The 24,489-nt window shown below is 46.0% G+C and carries 22 protein-coding genes; 13 read left to right on the top strand and 9 right to left on the bottom strand.

Translation table 11 applies throughout. The annotated features are described in order from the left end of the window. Positions 1-25: 25 nt before the first annotated feature. Positions 26-580 carry a DUF3157 family protein gene (locus AB6D07_RS08815; RefSeq protein WP_017103141.1) on the top strand — a complete coding sequence of 185 codons (555 nt, stop codon included), beginning with the start codon at positions 26-28 and terminating at the stop codon, positions 578-580. A 22-nt stretch (positions 581-602) separates the two neighbouring features. Here AB6D07_RS08815 and AB6D07_RS08820 read toward each other — a convergent pair whose 3' ends face one another. Further along, positions 603-1,256: a hemolysin III family protein gene (locus AB6D07_RS08820; RefSeq protein ID WP_017103140.1), complete on the bottom strand. Its 654-nt coding sequence runs from the start codon at positions 1,254-1,256 to the stop codon at positions 603-605. 173 nt (positions 1,257-1,429) lie between these two features. Then, positions 1,430-2,221 carry a sporulation protein gene (locus tag AB6D07_RS08825; RefSeq protein ID WP_029222949.1) on the bottom strand — a complete coding sequence of 264 codons (792 nt, stop codon included), beginning with the start codon at positions 2,219-2,221 and terminating at the stop codon, positions 1,430-1,432. Between the two features lie 283 nt (positions 2,222-2,504). On the opposite strand from AB6D07_RS08825, the gene AB6D07_RS08830 reads away from it, so the two are divergent. The 6 genes from AB6D07_RS08830 to AB6D07_RS08855 all read left to right on the top strand — a co-directional run bounded on the left by AB6D07_RS08830 (position 2,505) and on the right by AB6D07_RS08855 (position 7,619). After that, a complete protein-coding gene (locus tag AB6D07_RS08830; protein ID WP_012605092.1) occupies positions 2,505-2,672 on the top strand; it encodes a hypothetical protein in 168 nt (55 codons plus the stop codon). A 131-nt stretch (positions 2,673-2,803) separates the two neighbouring features. Beyond that, positions 2,804-3,067: a YihD family protein gene (locus AB6D07_RS08835; protein ID WP_009848104.1), complete on the top strand. Its 264-nt coding sequence runs from the start codon at positions 2,804-2,806 to the stop codon at positions 3,065-3,067. Between the two features lie 326 nt (positions 3,068-3,393). Then, entirely contained in the window at positions 3,394-4,812 is a 1,419-nt protein-coding gene (gene ccoG / locus AB6D07_RS08840) for a cytochrome c oxidase accessory protein CcoG (protein ID WP_017103138.1), read from the top strand. Between the two features lie 74 nt (positions 4,813-4,886). After that, positions 4,887-5,873: a serine/threonine protein kinase gene (locus tag AB6D07_RS08845; RefSeq protein WP_009848107.1), complete on the top strand. Its 987-nt coding sequence runs from the start codon at positions 4,887-4,889 to the stop codon at positions 5,871-5,873. A gap of 53 nt (positions 5,874-5,926) precedes the next feature. Beyond that, the gene (locus AB6D07_RS08850; RefSeq protein WP_009848108.1) at positions 5,927-6,526 is read left to right on the top strand and encodes a thiol:disulfide interchange protein DsbA/DsbL; all 600 of its coding nucleotides are present in this window, start codon (positions 5,927-5,929) and stop codon (positions 6,524-6,526) included. Between the two features lie 139 nt (positions 6,527-6,665). Next, complete coding sequence (locus AB6D07_RS08855) at positions 6,666-7,619, top strand: DUF2860 domain-containing protein (RefSeq protein WP_017103136.1); 954 nt, start codon at positions 6,666-6,668, stop codon at positions 7,617-7,619. A 140-nt stretch (positions 7,620-7,759) separates the two neighbouring features. Here the strand turns inward: AB6D07_RS08855 and AB6D07_RS08860 are convergent, their stop codons facing one another. Beyond that, the gene (locus tag AB6D07_RS08860) at positions 7,760-9,283 is read right to left on the bottom strand and encodes a YifB family Mg chelatase-like AAA ATPase (RefSeq protein ID WP_017103135.1); all 1,524 of its coding nucleotides are present in this window, start codon (positions 9,281-9,283) and stop codon (positions 7,760-7,762) included. Positions 9,284-9,754: 471 nt separating this feature from the next. Between AB6D07_RS08860 and ilvG the strand changes: the two genes are divergently transcribed. Genes ilvG through ilvA form a run of 5 tightly spaced genes read left to right on the top strand, consistent with a single transcriptional unit; the run spans position 9,755 to position 16,090 of the window. Further along, positions 9,755-11,401 (top strand): acetolactate synthase 2 catalytic subunit, encoded by a 1,647-nt coding sequence (gene ilvG / locus AB6D07_RS08865; protein WP_372140712.1) that lies wholly within the window; start codon positions 9,755-9,757, stop codon positions 11,399-11,401. Between the two features lies 1 nt (position 11,402). Beyond that, entirely contained in the window at positions 11,403-11,687 is a 285-nt protein-coding gene (gene ilvM / locus AB6D07_RS08870; protein ID WP_009848112.1) for an acetolactate synthase 2 small subunit, read from the top strand. Positions 11,688-11,699: 12 nt separating this feature from the next. Continuing rightward, the gene (locus AB6D07_RS08875; RefSeq protein WP_017103133.1) at positions 11,700-12,668 is read left to right on the top strand and encodes a branched-chain amino acid transaminase; all 969 of its coding nucleotides are present in this window, start codon (positions 11,700-11,702) and stop codon (positions 12,666-12,668) included. A gap of 33 nt (positions 12,669-12,701) precedes the next feature. Then, on the top strand, positions 12,702-14,543 hold the full coding sequence (gene ilvD / locus AB6D07_RS08880) for a dihydroxy-acid dehydratase (protein WP_009848114.1): 1,842 nt from the start codon (positions 12,702-12,704) through the stop codon (positions 14,541-14,543). A 2-nt stretch (positions 14,544-14,545) separates the two neighbouring features. Next, on the top strand, positions 14,546-16,090 hold the full coding sequence (ilvA, locus tag AB6D07_RS08885) for a threonine ammonia-lyase, biosynthetic (protein ID WP_017099679.1): 1,545 nt from the start codon (positions 14,546-14,548) through the stop codon (positions 16,088-16,090). Between the two features lie 96 nt (positions 16,091-16,186). On the opposite strand, the gene punR is transcribed toward ilvA, so the two are convergent. Next, positions 16,187-17,101 carry a DNA-binding transcriptional activator PunR gene (gene punR / locus AB6D07_RS08890; RefSeq protein ID WP_012605101.1) on the bottom strand — a complete coding sequence of 305 codons (915 nt, stop codon included), beginning with the start codon at positions 17,099-17,101 and terminating at the stop codon, positions 16,187-16,189. Between the two features lie 163 nt (positions 17,102-17,264). Here punR and punC point away from each other — a divergent pair, with 163 nt between their 5' ends. Continuing rightward, positions 17,265-18,476 (top strand): purine nucleoside transporter PunC, encoded by a 1,212-nt coding sequence (gene punC / locus AB6D07_RS08895; RefSeq protein ID WP_017099678.1) that lies wholly within the window; start codon positions 17,265-17,267, stop codon positions 18,474-18,476. Positions 18,477-18,599: 123 nt separating this feature from the next. Here punC and glmU read toward each other — a convergent pair whose 3' ends face one another. The 5 genes from glmU to atpA all read right to left on the bottom strand — a co-directional run bounded on the left by glmU (position 18,600) and on the right by atpA (position 24,480). Continuing rightward, the gene (gene glmU, locus AB6D07_RS08900; protein ID WP_029222948.1) at positions 18,600-19,961 is read right to left on the bottom strand and encodes a bifunctional UDP-N-acetylglucosamine diphosphorylase/glucosamine-1-phosphate N-acetyltransferase GlmU; all 1,362 of its coding nucleotides are present in this window, start codon (positions 19,959-19,961) and stop codon (positions 18,600-18,602) included. 183 nt (positions 19,962-20,144) lie between these two features. Then, positions 20,145-20,567, bottom strand: coding sequence for a F0F1 ATP synthase subunit epsilon (locus AB6D07_RS08905; RefSeq protein ID WP_004735742.1), 423 nt, complete (start codon positions 20,565-20,567; stop codon positions 20,145-20,147). Positions 20,568-20,585: 18 nt separating this feature from the next. Continuing rightward, on the bottom strand, positions 20,586-21,989 hold the full coding sequence (gene atpD, locus AB6D07_RS08910) for a F0F1 ATP synthase subunit beta (protein ID WP_009848119.1): 1,404 nt from the start codon (positions 21,987-21,989) through the stop codon (positions 20,586-20,588). Positions 21,990-22,023: 34 nt separating this feature from the next. Next, positions 22,024-22,890 carry a F0F1 ATP synthase subunit gamma gene (gene atpG / locus AB6D07_RS08915; protein WP_009848120.1) on the bottom strand — a complete coding sequence of 289 codons (867 nt, stop codon included), beginning with the start codon at positions 22,888-22,890 and terminating at the stop codon, positions 22,024-22,026. A 48-nt stretch (positions 22,891-22,938) separates the two neighbouring features. Then, the gene (gene atpA, locus AB6D07_RS08920) at positions 22,939-24,480 is read right to left on the bottom strand and encodes a F0F1 ATP synthase subunit alpha (RefSeq protein ID WP_009848121.1); all 1,542 of its coding nucleotides are present in this window, start codon (positions 24,478-24,480) and stop codon (positions 22,939-22,941) included. Positions 24,481-24,489 lie beyond the last annotated feature (9 nt).

Here is a 24,489-nt window from a genome sequence, read left to right on the forward strand (position 1 = left end):
TCCGCGAATATTTAAGGAAACACAGATGAAATCATACGTACTTCTCGCTAGCGCATTGCTCGCAAACTCAGTATTCGCAAGTTCTGCCTTTGCTGATCAAATGGTCACATTGTCTGATGGTAAGCAAGTGTTACTAAAAGACGATTTTACTTGGCAGTATGTGAGTAACGCATCATCGAATGCAGAGTCAGCATTGACGAGTATTCCTGTAGCCAAAAACACACGCGGTACCACAATCAAGATTGGAGACACCAAGCCAAGCTTGCAGCTTTCCAAATCAGGTGTGGACGTTTTGATTGGGGCAGGACTCTACGAGAATAAACAGCTAATCTTACCTATATCAGTCACTAACCAAAGCACAGAAGCCGTCGTGCTAGTTACGCTAAATATCACTGTCTACTCACCAACGGGTGAGCTGCTGCATCAAGGCAGTATCAACACTTGGCAATCCATTAAGCGCCTTGCTGATACCTACCTTCGACCACAAACTTCGGCAGAAGGTAAATACTTAGCGATCGATGTTGATAAGTATCCTGAATATAAAATAGACGTGGAGATCACTGACGTTTCTACCCGTTAGGGGCATACCGGGTCAATCAAAACTAAACCGGTGTCACAAACAGATAGATAGCGAAGAAATGGCAAGCGCAGCCCGCCAATACAAACAAGTGCCAGATGGCATGGTTATAAGGGATGCGTTTTGCCACATAGAAAACCACACCCAGCGAGTAAATCACTCCGCCAACTGCCAGTAACACCAAACCACCTATATCGATATTCATCGCTAATTGATAAACAACTATCAAAGATAGCCAACCCATCGCTAGGTAAATGAACAGCGATAAACGCTTGAATCGATAAACGAAGGCTATCTTCATGATGATGCCCACCAGCGCAATCCCCCAGATCACCGCCATCAAACCCATAGCTAATGGGGTTCTTAAGCCCACTAAGAGAAACGGCGTGTAACTGCCCGCAATCAACAAATAAATCGCACAGTGGTCAAGGGTTTTGAGTAAGCGCTTGGTTTTCTCAGTGGTGATAGAGTGGTACAACGTGGAGGCGAGAAAGAGCAAAATAATACTGCTGCCATACACCGCCATACTAGCAACAGTTAGCATGTCGGCTTGGTAATCAAACGCACGAATAAGCAGCAAGATCAGACCAACCACGCCGAGCACAACGCCCAAGCCATGGGTTATTGCATTAGCGCGTTCTTCGATGTCACTGTATTCGCTGGCTGATGATGCAGACATGAATATCCTACTAGAGTAAATGTTCGATTGACCCAGTATTGCACATTAAGCTTACACGTGTAAGCTTAAATTTTTATAACACCTTTTATGACATTAATGACGCCTGAAATATGTAATGAGGCTAAAAGATCCAAAACTAAATAACCAAAGAGTTAATTAAAGGGTTATAGGAACTAAGAGGCGTTATCTAGATATTCAAGTACCATCTTGCCAGCATCTTGTGGTGAGGTATCCAGTGGCACACTCAATTGACGCTGTAGCTTACCAACGCCTAGCAAGCTAGCTAACATGCCTTTTGCACCATCGCGATTTCTATCAATCTCGAACCACAACTTCAGCTCTGTTTCATCACGATGAGCCACCACTTCCAATTCACGCCAACGGCCATGATAAGGACCCGTCGTCGGCACAAACTCAAACTCTTGTACAAACGGCAGTTCAAAGCCTTTGACCGCTTCACATTCCACTTGACGAATACGCAGGCCTTGAGCTTCAAGCTCGTTAAAAATACCATCGAGCAGTGGGTCGGGACGAACCGTTAAGGCGTCTTTATCCGATGGGTCAATCGCCATCGCAATATCCAACCCGGTTTCCAGCCATACCTTTGAATCACCAATCGTAACCGGTGTGTTCAGTGGCACATCAAACTCACATTCAAAGTCACGGGTTTCACCCGGTTGAATCACAAAGGCATACGGCAAGCTCCATTTTGCCAGCGAGTATGTCTGGTGCATTCGGCGTTTATGACCGCCCTCTTGCCCTTGCGAGTTCGCGGTAACTTCTTTGACGTAGCGACAGCATAAGTTGAGATCAATGTTATCGATCTCCTGCGGCTGAGCGCCTCCGTAGACATGTACAATAATGCTCGCCTTCTTACCTGGATAAAGCACTTCCTGTTGCAATACAGAATCCACCTTGGCAGATCCAATTCCAAAACTTGCTAACGTTTTCTTTAAGAACGACATATGCACCTCCTTTAAAACATCATCTTAAGCCTGAAAGAGGTTCAAACTCAAATATACTGCTCACACTATTTTAGCTCTAATATCGTTTAATTATCACTCAGGCGTCGATCGATAACTTAGATAGTGATAATCTAACCCTTGATATGCATGCATATCATTATCCTGATTTATTTTTCGGATTGGCGAAAGCCAGACGAGTGACTCTTCAAGCAATTGAGGCGGATCTCATGATAAATCAGGCCATTAGATTGGCAATGGATATGCCTGACCGTTAGGTAAATTAATGCGCCCAACAGCTGTCAGGTTCTCGCACACCAACCGTAGTGCGATGCGTCGTCGTAGTGGCTTTGTTGCTGCTCCAACGGCTAAGAAATTGGCTCCTACAATGACTCTCGTTGAGAAGGCTGCTTTATTAGCACCGGCTACAACAAAAGTGATTAAAGCCGCTTAACAAAAAGCGCAGTTTTTACTGCGCTTTTTTCTTGCCTGCTCCCATCTTGAAATGTGTTTACACATTGGTATTCCCTACCCGATTTGATACCTTAGCCACAAATCATTATAAAATTTGTGGAGAAATAAAGTATGAAGTGTCACCGCATTGAAGAACTGCTTGAACTGATGGAGCCTGAGTGGCAGAAAGATCAAGAGCTTAACCTGTTAGAGTTCATCATTAAGCTATCAAAAGAAGCGGGCTACCAAGGTAAGCTTGAAGAGCTAACTGACGATGTTCTTATCTACCATCTAAAAATGCGTAATAGCGAAAAAGATGAAATGATCCCAGGTCTTAAAAAAGACCAAGAAGATGATTTCAAAACCGCAATTCTAAAAGCGCGTGGCCTTCTTTAGTCGCCTATTTATTTAGAGCTCAATTGCCGTATAGATAAAAAACTCAATGTTTAAAAGCGACCACTCGGTCGCTTTTTTGTTTCTGTTCGCTATTTTTTCGTCACAACTGTTATGACTTTTGTTGTTAAAGGTTGATAGCGTTAAAGAAATGAGAACAAGATTGTCGCTATAATCGCCATCCATAAGAATCTTCTAAAATAATAAGAGTGAGTGCGATACCAACAAATGCACCAAGCTCAATTTCTACAGGTTCTCTAAACCATACTTTCAAGTAATGTCGTCATGCCCGAGTTAACCGGGCAAACAAGCCACAAAAAGGATAGTCCATGAGTCAGGATAAAATCGATATCAAAGATGTGACTCCTAAAACCTTTAACCCAAAAACACATAAAGGTAATGGAGATCGATTTAACCCAAGTAACCGAATCTATGTTCGAGAAAGCAAAGGTAAATTCCAACAACTTCGTCGTTACGGCGGTTGGTTCTTACTTTTACTTTTTGCGCTTATCCCATGGATTCCATTCGGTGAACGACAAGCGATCTTGCTCGATATCGGCAGTCAACAGTTCAACTTCTTTGGTACAACCCTATACCCACAAGATCTAACGCTACTCGCTATCCTCTTCATGATTGCGGCGTTTGGCTTGTTCTTCATAACCACCTTCTTAGGGCGAGTCTGGTGTGGTTATTTATGCCCGCAAACCGTCTGGACCTTCATGTACATCTGGTTCGAAGAGAAACTGGAAGGTGCTGCCAATAAGCGAAGAAAACAAGACTCAGGCAAACTGACGAGCAATTTAATTCTCAGAAAAACTATCAAGCACATCGCGTGGTGGGTGATTGCGATTGCGACGGGCTTAACCTTTGTCGGTTACTTCATCCCAATCAAAGAACTGGTGGTTGGCTTCTTTACCTTTAACTCGACTTTCTGGCCGGTGTTTTGGGTATTGTTCTTTGCTGGGTGTACTTATGCGAATGCGGGATGGATGCGTTCTATTGTTTGTCTGCACATGTGTCCTTACGCGCGTTTCCAATCGGCAATGTTCGATAAAGATACCTTCATCGTGGGTTACGACACTGAACGAGGTGAAAGCCGCGGCCCTCGCTCTCGTAAAGCCGATCCAAAAGAACTTGGGCTAGGCGACTGTATTGACTGTAATTTATGCGTTCAAGTGTGCCCGACGGGTATCGATATTCGTGACGGTCTGCAATACGAGTGTATTAACTGTGGCGCGTGTATTGATGCTTGTGACAACACCATGGAACGTATGGGTTATGAGAAAGGTCTGATCAACTACACCACCGAACATAGGCTTGAGGGGCACTCAACCAAGGTGATGCGTCCTAAGCTCTTGGGCTATGGCGTAATACTGATCGTTATGTTGGGGCTGTTTTTCGCACAAATCGCGAGTGTTGATCCTGCAGGCTTAAGCGTTCTGCGCGATAGAAACCAACTATTTAGAATCAATAGCCAAGGGCTTGTCGAAAATACTTACAACTTAAAAGTCATCAACAAGACTCAGCAAGAGCAAGAGTACAAACTTGATGTCAGCGGGCTGCCGGATTCTATCTGGTACGGTAAACAAACGATTACCGTAGACCCAGGTGAGGTTTTAAACCTTCCTATCAGTTTGGGCGTCGATCCAGAAAAACTGAGCTCACCAGTTTCGACAATTCAGTTTATACTCTCGGATAATGAAGAGTTTACGATGAAAGTCGAAAGCCGCTTTATCAAGAAGCTCTGATACCAGTCACCTTAGTGCTAGGTATAACAACCCAATAAATGGAAAAAGGCTCAGTAATGAGCCTTTTTTATTCTATGACGATGCAAGCCTTTAACTTTGATAACCTGACTCCTGACTTCATGTGGTACGCACTGGAGAGTATTGGAGTCCGTGCTGAATCCGGGCTTCTCGCTCTCAACAGTTACGAAAATCGAGTGTATCAATTCACCGATGAAGACCGTAAACGCTACGTCGTTAAATTTTATCGTCCGCAGCGCTGGAACAAAGCACAGATCCAAGAAGAGCATGACTTCGCACTCGAGCTTATCGAACAAGAGATGCCAGTTGCACCTCCAATGCGAATCAACGGTGCAACCTTACATGAATATCAAGGCTACCTATTTGCCTTGTTTGAAAGTGTCGGTGGCAGACAGTATGAAGTGGATAACCTAGACCAACTGGAAGGCGTAGGGCGTTTTCTTGGTCGTATTCATAAAGCCAGCGCGGGAAGAACATTCCAACATCGCCCGACCATCAGCTTAGATGAATACCTTTATCAGCCACGTAAGATTCTAGAGAACTCTCAGTTCATCCCAACGCACCTAGAAAACGCGTTCTTCAATGACGTTGACCTTCTGATCAAAGAGCTAGAGAGCCAGTGGCCAAGCAATATTGAAAATATCCGCCTGCATGGTGACTGCCACCCTGGCAATATCTTATGGCGTGACGGGCCAATGTTCGTCGATCTTGATGACGCACGTAACGGCCCTGCGATACAAGATTTGTGGATGCTGCTTAACGGCGAGCGTCAAGATAAGCTAATGCAACTGGATATTCTGCTAGAGAGCTATCAAGAATTTTGCGATTTTAATACCGCGCAACTGAAACTAATCGAACCACTACGCGGTCTACGTATGGTGCATTACATGGCATGGTTGGCGAAACGATGGAACGATCCTGCATTTCCTCTAGCCTTCCCATGGTTTAATGATCCAAAATATTGGGAGCAACAAGTACTTGCTTGTAAAGAGCAAATTGCTACCCTGCAAGAGCCACCACTTTCGTTAATGCCTCAGTGGTAACAGCAATCGCAACACAACTAGATAAAAATTCAAACATAATGGAGATTGGATAAATGAAAAAGCTATTCGCATTTTTCTCATTGATCATGTTGAGCCTTTCAGCTCACGCTGCGAAATTTAACGAAGGTGAACACTACAAAGTTCTCGATCTAGAAGCATCAAAAAAACCAATGGTGACAGAGTTCTTCTCTTTCTACTGCCCACACTGTAATAGCTTTGAACCAATCATCCAGCAGCTAAAACAACAGCTACCAAAAGACGCTAAGCTACAGAAGAACCATGTTTCATTCATGGGTGGCAACATGGGTCTGCCAATGAGCAAAGCTTACGCAACCATGATTGCCCTGAAAGTTGAAGATAAAATGGTGCCAGTGATGTTTAACCGCATCCACACCATGAACAAGCCACCACGCGATGAAGAAGAATTGCGTCAAATCTTCCTAGACGAAGGCGTTGATGCTAAGAAATTCGATGCGGCATACAACGGCTTTGCAGTCGACTCTATGGTTCGCCGCTTCGACAAAGCATTCAAAGACAGCGGTCTTTCTGGTGTTCCTGCGGTCGTCGTTAACAACCGCTACCTAGTCGACGCTCAAGGTATCAGCTCTCTCGATGAATACTTCGAGCTCGTTAACTTCCTACTTAAGAAGTAACGTATTGATTAAAGGAAGCTTCGGCTTCCTTTTTTGCACTAGTTCAAAAATATTCATAGATAAACAATCATCCTGAAAACGTTGTGCTTTACTGATATTAATATCCAGTCCTAAGAACTGGTAGGCAAGGAGCCTTTGAATGAAAATAAAAATAACGCTTTTGGCACTGAGCATTGCAGCCTCTCCTGCTTTTGCCAAGCTTGCAGACGAACAAGGTTTCAGTGGTGAAATATCGATTAATACAGGGGTTACCTCTTCCACCTCAAACTTTAATACCGATGCAGATAGCACCATTTCGTCCATTAACCAGAAAGCCTCATCTGAGAGCTCATTTCTTATCGCTCCTTTGGGTAGTATTGCTTACACCTTTGGCGAAAAATTAAATCACCAGGTATACACAGGTACAACTCGTGATGACGTAGCAACAGGTACTGTGGTGCTTGAATTGGGTTATAAATACCAACTAGAGTCAGGCATGACCATCGACGCTTCACTTCTGCCGACTGTCATGTCTGGTGAGACTTGGGCCGATCCGTACAACACCACTTCAGGTCGCACCAAAACGGATGAAACAGGCAATGCCTTTCGTGTGAAACTAAGTAGCATTGCGGGGTCTGCTTTCTCGTTAGACATGGCCTACGCCACCAAAGATGTGGAAGATGATCGGGTTAGAGAAGAATTACAGCGTGATGCCAATACTTTCTACCTGAAAGGTCAGTACCGTCAACCAATCAACCGCACCATGATGTTAGTACCATCATTGATTTACCAATCAAGGGATGCCGACGGTAACGCTGAGTCTTACGAACAGTTTGGTGGTGAAGTGAGTCTATTTAGTGGCATAGGCCGCCACCAGTACGCTCTGACAGCGGGTTATAATCAACGTTCTTACGACGCCAGCAACCCAATCTATAATAAAAAACGCAGCGACGATAATATCAACCTGTTTGCCGCCTATGAGTATGAGCAATTCATGGATTGGGAAAACTGGTCGTTTATTTCTCTAGCCGGTTATGGTGTCAGCGATTCGAACATTACTTTCTACGATGAGTCGCAATACATCGTCTCAGTCGGCCTGAACTACAAGTTCTAGTTAGGCATCACTGATCGCTAATAACCATTAGTTCATAACAATTGGTTCATAACAACGAAAGCCTGCGTAAAAGCAGGCTTTCTTGTTTCTATACCAATCACAGTAAATAAATGACCCGTTGTTTACTACGATTGGTATGACTACACCGCTTGAGCCGTAAGTTGCTTCAACAATCGATCCATTGCTCGGTAACCAAGCGCTTCCGATAAATGCTTCTTTTCAATCTGTTCGTTACCGTCTAGGTCTGCAATGGTTCGCGCTACCTTAATAATGCGATGATAAGCACGAATTGATAAACCTAATCGATGCAGAGCCGTTTCCAGAAATTCTGCATCCTCACGCCTCAATGGGCAGTACTTTTCAATTTCTCGGCTACCTAACAGTGCGTTCGACTTATGGTTTCGAGATAACATCAACTGACGCGCTTGTTTAACTCGTTGCTTCACGACTTGAGTGGTTTCACCACGGTCACCTCCTTCGGCTAACATCCCTTTGGGCAATAGAGGGATCTCTAACGACATATCAAATCGATCCAATAACGGCCCTGATAGTCGATTGAGGTAACGCAGGATAATTTGCGGGTTCGCTCGAGCTTGATTGCCCTCATAATAACCTGTTGGGCTTGGGTTAAGTGCACCAACTAATTGAAAGCGAGCTGGGAAACGTGTCTTGCCTGCCACGCGTGAAATAATGATCTCACCTGACTCTAGTGGCTCTCGTAGTGAATCAAGTACCTTACGCTCAAACTCTGGCATCTCATCAAGAAACAATAAGCCATTATGTGCTAAAGAGATCTCACCGGGGCGAGGTATCGAGCCACCACCGACCAATGCTGCCATCGAACTCGAATGGTGTGGAGAACGGAAAGGTCGTTGTTTCCAGTTGTATTGATTGGTTTCTTGTTGTGTTAAAGAAGCCACCGAAGCGGTTTCCATCGCCTCGTCGTCACTCATCTCAGGTAACAAATCGCGCAATCGAGACGCCAACATGGTTTTTCCAGTTCCGGGCGGGCCGAGAAAAAGAAGGTTATGGTTGCCCGCTGCGGCGATCTCCAGTGCTCGCTTACCTTGTTGCTGGCCAATAATATCTTGTAGGTCACGATTATCAGACACATCGACATGATGATGCTCGGTTCGATATAAACCAAGCTGAGCCTGGCCACACATATCAGCGCAAACCTCCAACAAGGTTTGTGCAGATTTATGCGCTCCCTTGCCAACTAAGGCCGCCTGATCACCGTTATGGTGCGGAACCACCAAGCATCGCTCAACACTATCCGCCGCTAATGTTGCTGGTAGCACTCCTTTGACTGAACGCAGCTCTCCCGATAACGCCAACTCACCGATAAATTCATGTTGAACTATTTTTGATGTAGGAAGCTGATCTGACGCCACCAAAATCCCAAGCGCAATTGGCAGATCGAAACGTCCTCCCTCTTTGGGTAAATCTGCAGGTGCAAGGTTGACCGTGATTCTTTTCGATGGAAATTCAAAGCGAGAATTGATGATGGCACTCCTGACTCGATCTTTAGATTCCTTAACCGTCGTTTCAGGTAGACCCACCAGCGTAAAACCGGGCATTCCGTTGCTAATATGCACTTCCACAGTCACTTCTGGTGCCTCTACACCCACACTAGCTCGGCTATGAATTATTGCGAGTCCCATAACTTTCCTTTGTCTTTGATTTAAAAGTATTCACTCTGGATATTCATTGCTCACCAAAGCGATAAGGTTGTTATATAGCGTGGTGGAATGGTGTTTTAATGTGAAAAAAGAATGACATTTTCCTTGTCATGCAGCAGATTTGTGTGATAACACTAGAGATGTAGACATTTACTTAAGACAATAAACGAGAAAACTCGAACTTTATGACATTTAACGCTCGCATTTACGCACTGATTAACCTGATTATCGTAGTCATTATTGAGACTGCGCGGGGGCGAGTGGGAAAAAAGTAACCACGAATTAGAAAAAACCCCCGCACTGAAAAGTCCGGGGGTTTTTTCTAATTTAGACATTCGATTTTATATTTTGAAACATTTTCGGCTTTGCCGATTTACAGGAAGAATGGGAGCACAAGATGTGCAGAGACAATGGAAACAATTACCAAAACAAAGGTAATACGGAGGAATTACGATGAAAGGCGCAGAACTGGTCGTATCCGCACTCAAGCAACAAGGCATTGAGACCGTATTTGGTTACCCTGGCGGTGCCATCATGCCAATCTACGATGCACTCTATGACGGCGGGGGTGAACATATCCTATGTCGTCATGAGCAAGGCGCTGCAATGGCCGCTATCGGTATGGCTCGAGCAACGCAAGACGTCGCTGTTTGTATGGCAACCTCAGGCCCGGGGGCAACTAACCTAGTCACAGGTCTTGCTGATGCTTTTATGGATTCCATCCCACTCGTAGCTATCACTGGTCAAGTTGCTAGTTCCCACATTGGTACCGATGCATTCCAAGAAATGGATGTGATTGGTATGTCTCTGTCATGTACTAAACACAGCTACCTTGTTACCGATATTGAAGATCTTGCGCCGACATTGGCTGAAGCATTTATCGTTGCAAAAGCAGGACGTCCCGGTCCGGTTATTGTCGATATAGCTAAAGACGTTCAATTAGCAGAGTCCCCTGTGAAAGTTCTTCCTGAATTTACACCACCAGCCATTCCCGTAGTGACAACGGATGCCATTGAGCAAGCTCAGTACTTCTTGTCTCAAGCGACTCGTCCTGTTTTATACGTAGGTGGTGGCGTTCAACTGGCGAAAGCAACCGATGCAGTTCGTGAGTTTTTACGTCTAAATCCAATGCCTGCAGTAAGCACACTAAAAGGCTTAGGCACCATTGAACGTGACGACCCACACTACCTGGGTATGCTGGGTATGCACGGCACCAAAGCCGCTAACCTAGTGGTTCAAGAAAGTGACCTGTTAATTGTTGTTGGCGCTCGTTTTGATGACCGAGTTACTGGTAAGCTCGACACCTTTGCACCGCACGCTAAAGTTATCCATATTGATATCGATGCTGCTGAGTTCAGCAAACTACGTCTTGCCGATGCACCAATTCGTGGTGACATCAACAAGATCATGCCTCAACTGGAGCTAAGCCAAGACATCTCTTCTTGGGTTCATCACTCCGAAGGCCTTCGTAGCTCATTCAAATGGCGTTACGACCACCCTGGCGACCTTATCTTCGCACCTCTGTTGTTGAAACAACTGTCAGACATGATGCCTGCGAGTTCTATGGTTTCGACCGATGTTGGCCAACATCAGATGTGGGCAGCTCAACACATTCAGCCACGCGATCCACAAAACTTCATCACTTCAGCGGGCTTAGGCACTATGGGCTTTGGCCTACCTGCAGCCATGGGTGCATCGGTTGGTCGTCCTAATGACCAATCTATACTTATCTCAGGTGACGGCTCGTTCATGATGAACATTCAAGAGCTTGGTACGCTGAAGCGTCGCCAAATCCCAGTAAAAATGGTGCTGCTTAACAACTCGCGCTTAGGCATGGTTCGCCAATGGCAATCGCTGTTCTTTGATGGCCGACACAGTGAAACCATCTTGGATGACAACCCGGATTTCGTCATGCTAGCGAAAGCATTTGATATCCCGGGCAAAACCATCACGCGTAAAGAAGAAGTAGAACCAGCACTGAAAGAGATGCTAGAGAGCAAAACCGCTTACCTACTTCATGTTCTTATCGATGAAGAAGAGAACGTATGGCCACTAGTACCGCCAGGTGCTTCAAACAGTGAGATGTTGGAGAACACATAACATGAAAAGATACCTATTAGACATCAAAGCCGATGATAAGCCTGTACTACTAGAGCGTGTTCTTCGTGTTATCCGCCACCGTGGCTTTATTGTTAAGCAAGTAGCTGGCACTCAAAACCACGAAAGCAAAGTGGCGAGTGTTGAGATCATTGTCGACAGTGAGCGTCCGATCTCTTTCTTGGTAAACCAAATCGAAAAACTGTGGGATGTGCGTACCGTTGACGTTATCTCGATCAGCCGTAATGAATTGCCAAACAACAACTTACAACAAAAGATAAACGCATAAGGAACCGCTAACATGACAGCTAAAACAGCAGACTATATTTGGTTTAATGGTGAGATGGTTCCTTGGGCAGAGGCGAACGTTCACGTCCTGACTCACGCAATGCACTACGGTACTTCTGTGTTTGAAGGTGTTCGTTGCTACAACACACCAAAGGGTCCGGTTATCTTCCGTCACCCAGAGCATGCTAAGCGCCTAAAAGACTCAGCAAAAATCTACCGCTTCCCTATTCCTTACACTGAGGAAGAAATTATGGATGCGACTCGCGAAACGCTACGCCAAAATAAGCTAGAGTCAGCGTACATCCGCCCTCTCGGCTTTGTCGGTAACGTTGGCTTAGGTGTTTGCCCGCCTGAAAACACAGAGATGGATCTGATCATCGCTGCTTTCCCTTGGGGTTCTTACCTAGGCGAAGAAGCGCTAGAAAACGGCGTTGATGCGATGATTTCTAGCTGGAACCGTGCCGCTCCAAACACTATCCCAACCGCAGCAAAAGCCGGTGGTAACTACCTATCTTCACTACTGGTTGGTGGTGAAGCTCGCCGTCATGGTTACGATGAAGGCATCGCACTGAGTGTTGATGGTTACCTTTCAGAGGGTGCAGGTGAGAACATCTTTGTGGTACGTAACGGCGTACTATCAACGCCACCAGCGACCAGCGCAATTCTGCCGGGTATCACTCGTGATTCGATCATGACACTAGCAAAAGACATGGGTTATGAGATCCGTGAAGAGAACATTGCTCGTGAAGCACTATACCTTGCCGATGAAGTATTCATGACAGGCACAGCTGCCGAAATCGTTCCGGTTCGCAGCGTAGACAAAATTACAGTAGGTGAAGGCAAACGCGGTCCTATCACTGAAAAAGTTCAAGCGGCTTACTTTGGTTTATTCAATGGCACGACTGAAGATAAGTGGGGCTGGTTAGATTATGTTTACCCAGCAGACCAAACTTCAGCAAACCAAACGCAAACAACTAAGTAAGCAACAGCCAAATATTTTATAAGGATTTAAGCAATGCCAATCTATCGTTCAGCAACGACTACCCACGGACGCAACATGGCTGGTGCGCGCGCTTTATGGCGTGCAACTGGCGTTAAAGATGATGACTTCGGTAAGCCGATCATCGCGGTTGTAAACTCGTTCACTCAATTTGTACCAGGCCACGTTCACCTTAAAGACATGGGTCAACTGGTTGCGGGTGAAATCGAGAAAGCCGGCGGTATCGCTAAAGAATTCAACACCATCGCAGTCGATGATGGTATCGCAATGGGCCACGGCGGTATGCTGTACTCACTGCCATCACGTGAGCTTATCGCAGACTCGGTAGAGTACATGGTCAATGCACACTGTGCAGATGCGATGGTGTGTATCTCTAACTGTGACAAAATCACTCCGGGAATGATGATGGCAGCAATGCGCCTTAACATCCCAGTGATCTTTGTATCAGGCGGTCCAATGGAAGCAGGTAAAACCAAGCTTTCAGATCAAATCATCAAGCTCGACCTTGTTGATGCGATGATTCAAGGCGCCGATCCAACGATTTCAGACGAGCAAAGTGAGCAAGTAGAACGTTCTGCATGTCCAACCTGTGGTTCATGTTCAGGTATGTTCACAGCAAACTCAATGAACTGTCTAACAGAAGCACTTGGCCTATCTCAGCCGGGTAACGGTTCAATGCTGGCGACGCACGCAGACCGCGAAGAACTGTTCATCAATGCCGGTAAGCGCATCGTTGATCTAACCAAGCGTTACTACGAGCAAGACGACGAGTCAGCACTGCCACGCAACATCGCAAACCGCGCTGCTTTCGATAATGCGATGGCGCTTGATATCGCAATGGGTGGTTCTAGTAACACCGTTCTTCACCTTTTAGCAGCCGCTCAAGAAGGCGACATTGATTTCGATATGGATGATATCGATGCGATGTCTCGCCGTGTACCACACCTATGTAAAGTGGCACCTTCAACACCGAAGTACCACATGGAAGACGTTCACCGTGCTGGTGGCGTAATGGCTATCCTTGGTGAACTTGACCGTGCAGGTCTATTGAACAACCAAACTCGCACTGTGCTTGGTCTAAGCATGCAAGAGCAACTTGCTCAGTACGACATCATGCAGACAGAAGACGAAGCCGTGCTTAAGTTCTTCCGTGCTGGCCCTGCGGGCATCCGTACAACTAAAGCTTTCTCACAAGATTGCCGTTGGGATCGCCTTGATGACGATCGCAAAGAAGGTTGTATTCGCACTAAAGAAAACGCATTCAGCCAAGAAGGCGGCCTAGCGGTACTTTCAGGTAACATCGCGGTTGATGGTTGTATCGTTAAGACCGCGGGTGTTGATGAAGAAAACCTTAAATTCCAAGGCCCTGCTATCGTATTCGAAAGCCAAGATACGGCAGTAGACGGCATCTTAGCGGGTAAAGTAAAAGCCGGCGAAGTGGTTGTTATTCGTTACGAAGGTCCTAAAGGTGGTCCGGGTATGCAAGAGATGCTCTACCCAACGACTTACCTAAAATCTATGGGGCTAGGAAAGTCGTGTGCGCTTCTAACTGACGGACGTTTCTCTGGTGGTACATCAGGCCTGTCTATCGGTCACGCATCTCCAGAAGCTGCAAGTGGCGGTGTGATAGGTCTAGTAAACACTGGCGATATCATCACTATCGACATCCCTAGCCGCTCAATCACACTTGATGTGCCAGAAGCAGAGCTTGAAGCACGTCGCGTTAAACAAGATGCACTAGGCTGGAAACCAGAAAACCGTCAGCGTGAAGTGTCTTTCGCACTGAAAGCTTATGCAAGCATGGCGACCAGTGCCGACAAAGGCGCTGTACGTGATAAGTCTAAACTTGAGGGCTAACTATGAGTGATGACACCTCCAGCCCCCAAAAACAAACTGGCGCAGATTATCTGCGTCAGATCCTGAGAGCGCCGGTTTACGAAGCGGCAATCGTGACACCTCTGCAGGATATGCCACGTTTAAGCGCGCGCATTGGTAATCAGGTTCAGCTTAAACGAGAAGACCGTCAGCCGGTGCACTCGTTCAAGCTACGTGGTGCCTACAACATGGTATCAAGCCTTTCTGAACAACAGAAAGCCGCAGGTGTGATTGCTGCATCGGCAGGTAACCATGCTCAAGGTATGGCGCTGTCCGGTTCTAAGCTTGGTATTCAGACCACGATTGTGATGCCAAAAACGACGCCGGATATCAAGGTTGATGCGGTACGCGGATTTGGTGGTAACGTGGTTCTGCACGGCAGTAATTTCGATGAAGCAAAAGCGGAAGCGGAACGCCTATCGGCTGAACATGGCTTCACCTTTGTACCTCCTTTCGATCACCCACTGGTGATTGCAGGGCAAGGTACTATGGGCATGGAGATGCTGCAGCAAAACGGTCACATGGATTATATCTTTGTGCCGGTTGGTGGTGGTGGCTTAGCCGCTGGTGTTGCAGTGCTTATCAAACAACTGATGCCAGAGATTAAAGTGATTGCGGTAGAGCCTGAAGACTCAGCTTGCTTGAAAGCAGCACTGGATGCGGGTGAACCAGTGGTACTGGATCAGGTCAGCATGTTTGCTGATGGTGTTGCGGTTAAACGCATTGGTGAAGAAACCTTCCGTCTTTGCCAACAGTACATTGATGGTCATATTACAGTCTCTAGCGATGAAATCTGCTCTGCGGTAAAGGACATATTTGAAGACACCCGTGCAATTGCTGAGCCTTCAGGAGCGCTTGCTCTGGCAGGCCTTAAGAAGTTTGCAGAACAAAACCAACTGCAAAATAAGCAACTAGCAACGGTACTTTCTGGTGCGAACACCAACTTCCACGGTCTGCGTTATGTCTCTGAGCGTTGTGAATTGGGTGAGAAGCGAGAAGGTCTACTTGCGGTGACTATTCCAGAACGACAAGGTGCGTTCCTAGAGTTCTGTAACATTATTGGTGGTCGAGCGGTGACTGAGTTTAACTACCGCCACAACGACGAAAGCCTCGCGAATATCTTCGTTGGTGTACGTCTACAAGGTGGACAAGAAGAACTCGAACACATCATCAATGACCTACGTGAGGGCGGCTACCCAGTTGTCGACTTGTCTGATGACGAGATGGCAAAGCTGCACATTCGTTACATGATTGGCGGTAAACCATCGAAGCCATTGAAAGAACGTCTTTACAGCTTTGAGTTCCCTGAATACCCAGGGGCATTGATTAAATTCCTTGATACCTTAGGGACTCACTGGAATATCAGCTTGTTCAACTATCGTAACCATGGTGCTGATTACGGTCGCGTGCTGTGTGGTTTTGAGCTTGGTGATGACGATTTGGCTCAGTTCTCTACGCACTTAGAAGAACTCGGCTACCAATGCAAAGATGAAACCGATAACCCTTCCTACAAGTTCTTCTTGTCATAAGAGTTAACGACCGAATCAAAAAGAGCGAGTATTTACTCGCTCTTTTTATGGGCGAGACTAAAACCTAACCCGAATGATCTTCAACGGATCACATCATTAGATCGCTTTGCGATGATCCAACCAATCTTGGTGAAGCTGTTCACTCGATCCTAAATACTTAACCATCCACTCGATCAACTTATGGTTGTCGTCTTTACGCCACACTAAGCAGCAATGACTCTGCGGGCTTGGCTCAGGTAATATTTTTTCTACCAGCAAACCTTGCTCAATAATAGGTGCGGCGATATGCCTTGGCATGTAACCCACCCCTACACCATTTTTAAGGCATTCTATTGCGCTGTACCAATTAGGCAATAGTAGACGTCTCTGACTTGCATAATGGCCAGTGTGACGCTTAGGCAGCACGCTGGAGGTATCATCCAAACATATTGCTGGGTATTGACTGACAAAGGCTTCATTAAGGTTTTGCTCTCGCACACACGGGTGACTGGGTGACATCACAAATGCCCAATCTAACCGCCCCATATCCTTAACTTCAAAGTCACCACCAACCGGAATCGCCGAGGTTGCACCAATCACGACATCCGCCCTGCCCTGTGCAATGGCTTCCCAAGAGCCGTTAAACACTTCCATGTTAATCTGCAGCTCAGCGAACTCAAAGGTTTGATAAAACTCTTCAATCATAGGCTTCATCTTGTCGAGCTTAACCACGTTATCAAGCGTTAGGCGCAAGGTTTTCTTCCAACCACGCGCTGCTCGGCGAGTCTGGGCACTGAGTTCTTCCATCTGTCTCAGCAGTTGACGAGCCTCTTCAATAAACAACTCTCCTGCAGGTGTCAGCTCTACTTTTCTTGGTAAGCGTCTGAAAAGTAGAACATCAAGCTCTTGCTCTACCTGCCTAACCCCATAGCTGATCGCTGAGGGCACTTTGTGCAACTGTTCAGCAGCTGCGGTAAAACTACCCAAGCGCGCCACAGTGTCGAGCATTTCTAACGAGGATTTAGAGAACATAAGCCTTCAAATTTTTTGATTGATAACCACATATTTTAGCGTTTTATTTTATCAGGTCTGAAAAATAGAATGTCAGCATAAATAAACAGGGGCTTTCACTTCTGTATATCAAACAATTTTTTTGATGATAAAAACATCATTACCTTTAGTTTAATGGCATCTTATGAATATTTCTAAATTTCAATTAGTCTACCTTGCAGTTCTTTCAATGCTTGGCTTTATTGCGACTGATATGTACCTTCCTGCATTTAAGGCAATGGAAGTTGATTTCGCAACTGGCCCAGAGCAAATTGCTCTGTCTCTAACTGTATTCCTTGGTGGTATGGCACTAGGTCAGCTTCTTTGGGGTCTCGCAAGTGACAAGTATGGTCACCGCAACACGCTGGCAGTCGGTCTAGTAATATTCACCGCAGCTTCATTTGGCTTAGCATTCAGTACCGAAGTATGGCATCTACTGACACTGCGCTTCATTCAAGCGATCGGTGTATGTGCGCCTGCGGTAATTTGGCAAGCCATGGTTATCAAGCGTTACTCTCAGAGCAGTAGCCAGCAAATTTTTGCTACTATCATGCCTCTAGTAGCGCTATCTCCAGCATTAGCACCTCAACTGGGTGTGTTGCTAGCAGACAGCTTTGGCTGGCACAGTATCTTCATTACATTGACTTTGATGGGCGCACTACTAATTGCAACAACAATGGCTCAACCAAAAGAAGCGCCTGAAGTAAAACAGACATCGATTAAGACAGACATCAAGATGTTGATAAAATCAAAACCTTACATGGGTAATGTTTTAATGTTTGCTTCGGCATCTGCAGCGTTCTTCGCTTACCTAACGGGTATGCCAGAGATAATGGCTCAGCTAGGTTATGAAGCAAAAGACATCGGTTTGAGCTTTATCCCACAGACAATCGCGTTCATGGCGGGTGGTTATTTCGGTAAGCAAGCGGTGAAGAAATATGGCGATGGCGTTGTACTAAGAAATCTTATCGGTTTGTTCAGCGTTGCAGCGATGCTTATCTTCATTGCGTCACAGTGGGAGCTGACGTCAATCTGGCCTCTGCTTGCGCCTTTCTGTTTGATTGCTGTAGCAAACGGTGCACTTTACCCAATAGTAGTAAACCGTGCTCTATCAAGTGCTAAGCAAAGCCCAGCAACAGCTGCTGGCCTACAAAACAGCCTGCAAATCAGTATCAGTGGCCTATCAAGTGCATTGGTCGCGGCAATGGCTAGCCAAGCACTAAGCGCAACGGGTATCGCGGTTGTGATTTGTTTGGGTGCATTGTGGGTTGGCTATATTGTTTCGAACAAAGAGCTTTCTGAACACTTCGCGACACCAGACAACTCTCGAGTGGTCGCTGACGAGAAACAAGACTAGTTTCTAGGTTAAAGAAAACAAAAAAGAGCGAGATTAATCGCTCTTTTTTTATATCTAGATATCTAAGAAAAACCAATAGCAGTGCTATTAGCTCTATCGCAGTCATCTGATTTATAGTTGAGACTACTTTTTCTTAGTCGGACGCTGCCAGTTGGCAATCTTGCGCTCTTTCGCACGGCTGATAACTAGCTCATTTTCAGAAACATCGCGCGTTACTGTAGAGCCCGCACCGACAGTTGCGCCGTTGCCAATAGTAACAGGTGCGATTAATTGGCTGTCTGAGCCAACAAATACGTCATCGCCAATGATGGTCTTAAACTTGTTCGCGCCATCGTAGTTACAAGTGATAGCACCCGCACCCACATTTACACGTTGACCGATCTCAGCATCACCTAGGTAAGTAAGGTGATTCGCTTTAGAACCCTCACCAAGACGAGTGTTCTTCACTTCAACAAAGTTACCTACATGCGAATTGTTACGCATGTCAGCTCCTGGACGTAAGCGAGTGAAAGGACCAACCGTACAGTCTTCACCAATTGTCGCACCTTCGATTACGCTGTATGGGCGAACGATAGTGTTGTCATCAATCTCACAGTCTTTAAGTACACAACCAGTGCCGATAACCACGTTATCACCAATGCTTACGCTGCCTTCAATGATTACGTTGGTATCAATCTCAACATCCATACCACATTGAAGCTCACCACGTAGGTCAAAGCGGCTTGGGTCACGTAACATTACGCCTTGCTTCAATAGCTTGTCTGCTTGTTCAGCTTGGTAAGCGCGCTCTAGACGAGCCAGTTGTGAGCGGTCGTTCACGCCTTCAACTTCAATGGGGCTTACTGGATGTACAGCCTCAACCGCACGACCTTCATCGTGAGCCGCTGCAATAACGTCAGTCAGGTAGTATTCACCCTGTGCGTTATCGTTGCTTAGGCCAGACAACCAACGCTTCAGATCGCCACCAGTAGCCACCATAACACCAGTGTTAATCTCTTTGATAAGCTTCTGCTCATCGGTTGCATCTTTTTGCTCAACGATAGCGACAACCGGGCCATTGCGACGAATGATACGACCGTAGCCCATCGGGTTGTCTAACACGACCGTTAGTAATGCGATACCACCGTTTGGTTGAGCGTCTAATAGGTTTTCAATGGTTTCTGGCGAGATAAGCGGAACATCACCGTATAGCACTAGTACTTTTTCATCATCAGCGAAATGTGCAGATGCCTGATCCACAGCGTGGCCAGTACCCAACTGCTCAGCTTGCAGTGCCCAATTTACAGACTCTTCAGCTAGAGTAGCCTTCATCTGATCACCACCGTGGCCGTAAACCAGGTTGATATTTTGAGCGCCTAAACCATTACATGTATCGATAACATGCTTCACCATTGGCTTACCCGCAAGCGTGTGCAGAACCTTTGGTGTGTTTGAATACATGCGAGTGCCTTTGCCCGCCGCGAGAATCACTGCGCTAAACTTCATTGTAAACCTATCCAACAGTATTTTTATTAAGCCGATATTGTAACCGTTTTTGGCCGAAAAATTAAATCACAATAACCATTTAACCAGTAGTGATGCTTAAAAGATGCATTTTTCAGAACCTAAAAATGCAAAAAGGCGACCCTTAGGTCGCCTTTATCTCAGAGTCTATAATCTTAAAAAAGATTAACGACGCTGTTTTGTCAGTTCGATAACTCGTAACTGAGCAATGGCTTTAGCCAGTTCACCGGCCGCTTGTGCGAAGTCTATGTCGCCATGCTGATTTTGGATATTCTCCACAGCCTTGCGTTTAGCTTCTTCCGCCTTTGCTGCGTCTAGCTCTTCACCACGGATAGCTGTATCAGCCAGTACAGTCGCTGTACCAGGCTGAACTTCTACCATACCACCAGAAACATAAATAATTTCTTCGTGGCCGTGCTGCTTAACAATACGCACCATACCAGGCTTGATAGCGGTCAGCAGTGGAGTGTGACCATGGAAAATACCAAGCTCACCCTCACTACCGGTCACCTGAAACGTCTCAACAAGACCAGAGAAAATTTGTTTCTCGGCACTTACAACGTCTAGGTGAAAGGTTATTGCTGCCATATCGCCTCCTAGTTAGCCTTATAGCTTCTTAGCATTCTCGATAGCTTCGTCAATTGCACCACAGTACATGAACGCTTGCTCTGGAATGTCATCGTATTCACCAGATAGAAGACCTTGGAAGCCACGTAGAGTCTCTTTAAGAGGTACGTAAACGCCTGGGTCACCTGTAAATACTTCCGCTACGTGGTAAGGCTGAGTTAGGAACTTCTCAATCTTACGAGCACGAGATACAACTTGCTTATCTTCTTCAGATAGCTCGTCCATACCTAGGATAGCAATGATATCTTTCAGCTCTTTATAGCGCTGAAGAGTAGACTGAACGCCACGAGCGATGTCGTAGTGTTCTTGTCCAACTACCAATGGATCCAGTTGACGTGAAGTAGAATCTAGCGGGTCGATCGCTGGGTATAGACCCATAGATGCGATGTTACGGTTAAGTACAACCGTTGCATCCAAGTGAGCGAACGTTGTTGCTGGAGACGGGTCAGTCAAGTCATCCGCAGGTACGTATACCGCCTGTACAGACGTGATAGAACCAGCTTTAGTTGACGTGATACGCTCTTGTAGAACACCCATTTCTTCAGCTAGTGTAGGTTGGTAACCTACCGCAGAAGGCATACGACCTAGAAGTGCTGATACTTCAGTACCTGCTAGTGTGTAACGGTAGATGTTATCAACGAACAGTAGAACGTCACGACCTTCGTCACGGAAACGCTCTGCCATTGTTAGACCAGTCAGTGCAACACGTAGACGGTTACCTGGTGGCTCGTTCATCTGGCCGTAAACCATCGCTACTTTTGATTCTTCAGGTTTTTCGATGTTTACAACACCTGCTTCCTGCATCTCAAAGTAGAAATCGTTACCTTCACGAGTACGCTCACCTACACCTGCAAATACAGATAGGCCTGAGTGTTGAAGTGCGATGTTGTTGATAAGTTCCATCATGTTAACGGTCTTACCTACACCAGCACCACCGAATAGACCGATTTTACCACCCTTAGCGAATGGACAAATCAAGTCGATTACTTTAACACCAGTTTCTAGAAGAGCTGTCTCGTTAGACTGCTCTTCGTAGCTTGGAGCTTCACGGTGAATGGCGTAATGCTCTTCAGCACCAATCTCGCCACACTCATCAATCGCGTCACCTAGGACATTCATGATACGACCCAATGTCTTAGTACCTACTGGTACTGAGATTGGAGCGCCAGTATTTTCAACTGTCAAACCACGACGTAAACCATCAGAGCTACCCATTACGATTGCGCGAACTACGCCACCGCCAAGTTGTTGCTGAACTTCAAGAACTAGACGCTCTTTCACTTCATTAACATTCAGAGCATCGTATACACGAGGTACTTCGCCCTGTGGGAACTCTACGTCGACTACCGCACCGATGATCTGTACGATCTTACCTGTAGCCATCGTTAATCCTCTAACTATTTAGTTTTACCTAAGCTTAAACCGCAGCTGCGCCTGAAACGATCTCAGAAAGTTCTTGTGTAATCGCCGATTGACGGGCTTTGTTATACACAAGTTCTAAGTCATCAATAATGTCACCAGCATTATCTGTTGCTGATTTCATTGCAATCATTCGAGCCGCTTGCTCACAAGCAAGGTTCTCGACCACACCTTGGTACACTTGAGATTCGACATAGCGAACCAATAGTGCATCTAGTAGTGGCTTTGGCTCGGGCTCATAAATGTAGTCCCAAGAATGACTGCGTTTCATTTCTTCGCTGTCTGATTTAGGCAAAGGAAGTAATTGATCGATCGTTGGTTCTTGAACCATAGTGTTTTCAAACTTGTTGAACACTACGAACAGGCGATCTAGTTCGCCTTCATCATATTTCTTCAGCATAACGCTCACAGAGCCAATCAAGTCTTCAAGGCTTGGACGATCGCCCAGACCAGAAACTTGAGCTGCTACTTTCGCGCCGCTGTTGTTGAAAAATGCTGTTGCTTTAGAGCCTACAATTGCAAGCTCAACATCAGCACCTTTCTCAGACCAATCTTTCATGTCGTTCATGGCTTTCTTGAACAAGTTAATGTTCAAACCACCACAAAGACCACGGTCTGTAGAAACGATGATGTAACCAACACGTTTGGCTTCACGTTCCTCAAGATAAGGATGCTTATACTCGAGGCTACCATTAGCCAAATGACCGATCACTTTACGCATTGTTTCTGCATATGGACGAGTAGCTTCCATTGCGTCTTGAGAACGACGCATTTTTGAAGCTGCTACCATTTCCATTGCTTTCGTAATCTTCTGTGTGCTTTTAACACTACCGATTTTATTACGTATCTCTTTTGCGCCGGCCATCGTTACTCTCCGTTAATGGTATGAGGTGGCCCTAAGACCACCTACCAATTACCAGGTCTGGGTTGCCTTGAAATCGTCAACAAGCTTCTTCAGCTCAGCTTCGATTTCTTTGTTGAAAGCACCCGTTGCGTCGATCTGTGTTACTAGATCAGCGTATTGACCACGAGCAAACGACAGTAAAGCAGCTTCAAAGTCTAGAACTTTAGAAAGTTCAACGTCTTGAAGGTATCCACGCTCTGCAGCGAAGATTACTAGAGCTTGGTCAAATACAGACATAGGAGCGTATTGCTTCTGCTTCATCAGTTCTGTAACTTTTTGACCGTGGTCTAGCTGCTTCTTAGTCGCTTCATCAAGATCCGAAGAGAACTGAGCAAATGCTGCAAGTTCACGGTATTGAGCTAGAGCAGTACGGATACCGCCAGATAGCTTCTTGATGATTTTAGTCTGCGCCGAACCACCTACACGAGAAACTGAGATACCTGGGTCAACAGCTGGACGTACGCCCGCGTTGAATAGCTCAGTTTGTAGGAAGATCTGACCATCAGTAATCGAGATTACGTTCGTTGGTACGAATGCAGATACGTCACCAGCTTGCGTTTCGATGATAGGAAGAGCTGTTAAAGAACCAGTCTTGCCTGTCACTTCGCCGTTAGTGAATTTTTCTACGTATGCTTCGCTTACACGAGCTGCACGCTCTAGTAGACGAGAGTGAAGGTAGAAAACATCACCTGGGAACGCTTCACGACCTGGTGGACGCTTAAGTAGTAGCGAGATTTGACGGTAAGCGACAGCTTGCTTAGATAGATCATCATAAACAATCAGTGCATCTTCACCGCGATCACGGAAGTATTCGCCCATCGCACAACCAGCATACGGTGCAAGGTATTGCAGCGCTGCAGATTCAGAAGCCGATGCAACAACAACAACAGTGTTTGCTAGTGCGCCGTGCTCTTCTAGTTTGCGAACTACGTTAGCAATAGTCGACGCTTTTTGGCCGATAGCTACATAGATAGAGAAAATACCAGAATCTTTTTGGTTAATAATCGCATCGATCGCCATTGCTGTTTTACCAGTCTGACGGTCACCGATTACTAGTTCACGTTGACCACGACCGATAGGGATCATTGAGTCAACAGACTTGTAACCAGTTTGAACAGGTTGATCTACCGATTTACGGTCGATTACACCTGGTGCGATAATTTCTACAGGCGAAGTCAATTTAGCTTCGATTGGACCTTTACCATCAATTGGCTCACCTAGTGTGTTTACAACACGACCAAGCATTTCAGGACCTACTGGTACTTCTAGAATACGACCAGTACCTGTAACTTTCATGCCTTCCTGTAGGTCAGCATACGGGCCCATTACAACAGCACCAACCGAATCACGGTTCAAGTTTAGTGCTAGCGCGTAACGGCCACCCGGTAGTTCGATCATTTCACCTTGCATCACGTCCGCTAGGCCGTGGATGCTAAGGATGCCATCGCTTACAGAAACGATAGTACCTTCATTGCGAGCTTCACTAACAACGTCGAAAGATTCAATACGTTGTTTAATTAGATCGCTAATTTCAGTGGAATTAAGTTGCATGCTCCAATC

Origin of the sequence: Vibrio sp. 10N.239.312.C11, assembly GCF_041466065.1 — a bacterium.
GTDB classification, from domain to species: domain Bacteria; phylum Pseudomonadota; class Gammaproteobacteria; order Enterobacterales; family Vibrionaceae; genus Vibrio; species Vibrio tasmaniensis_A.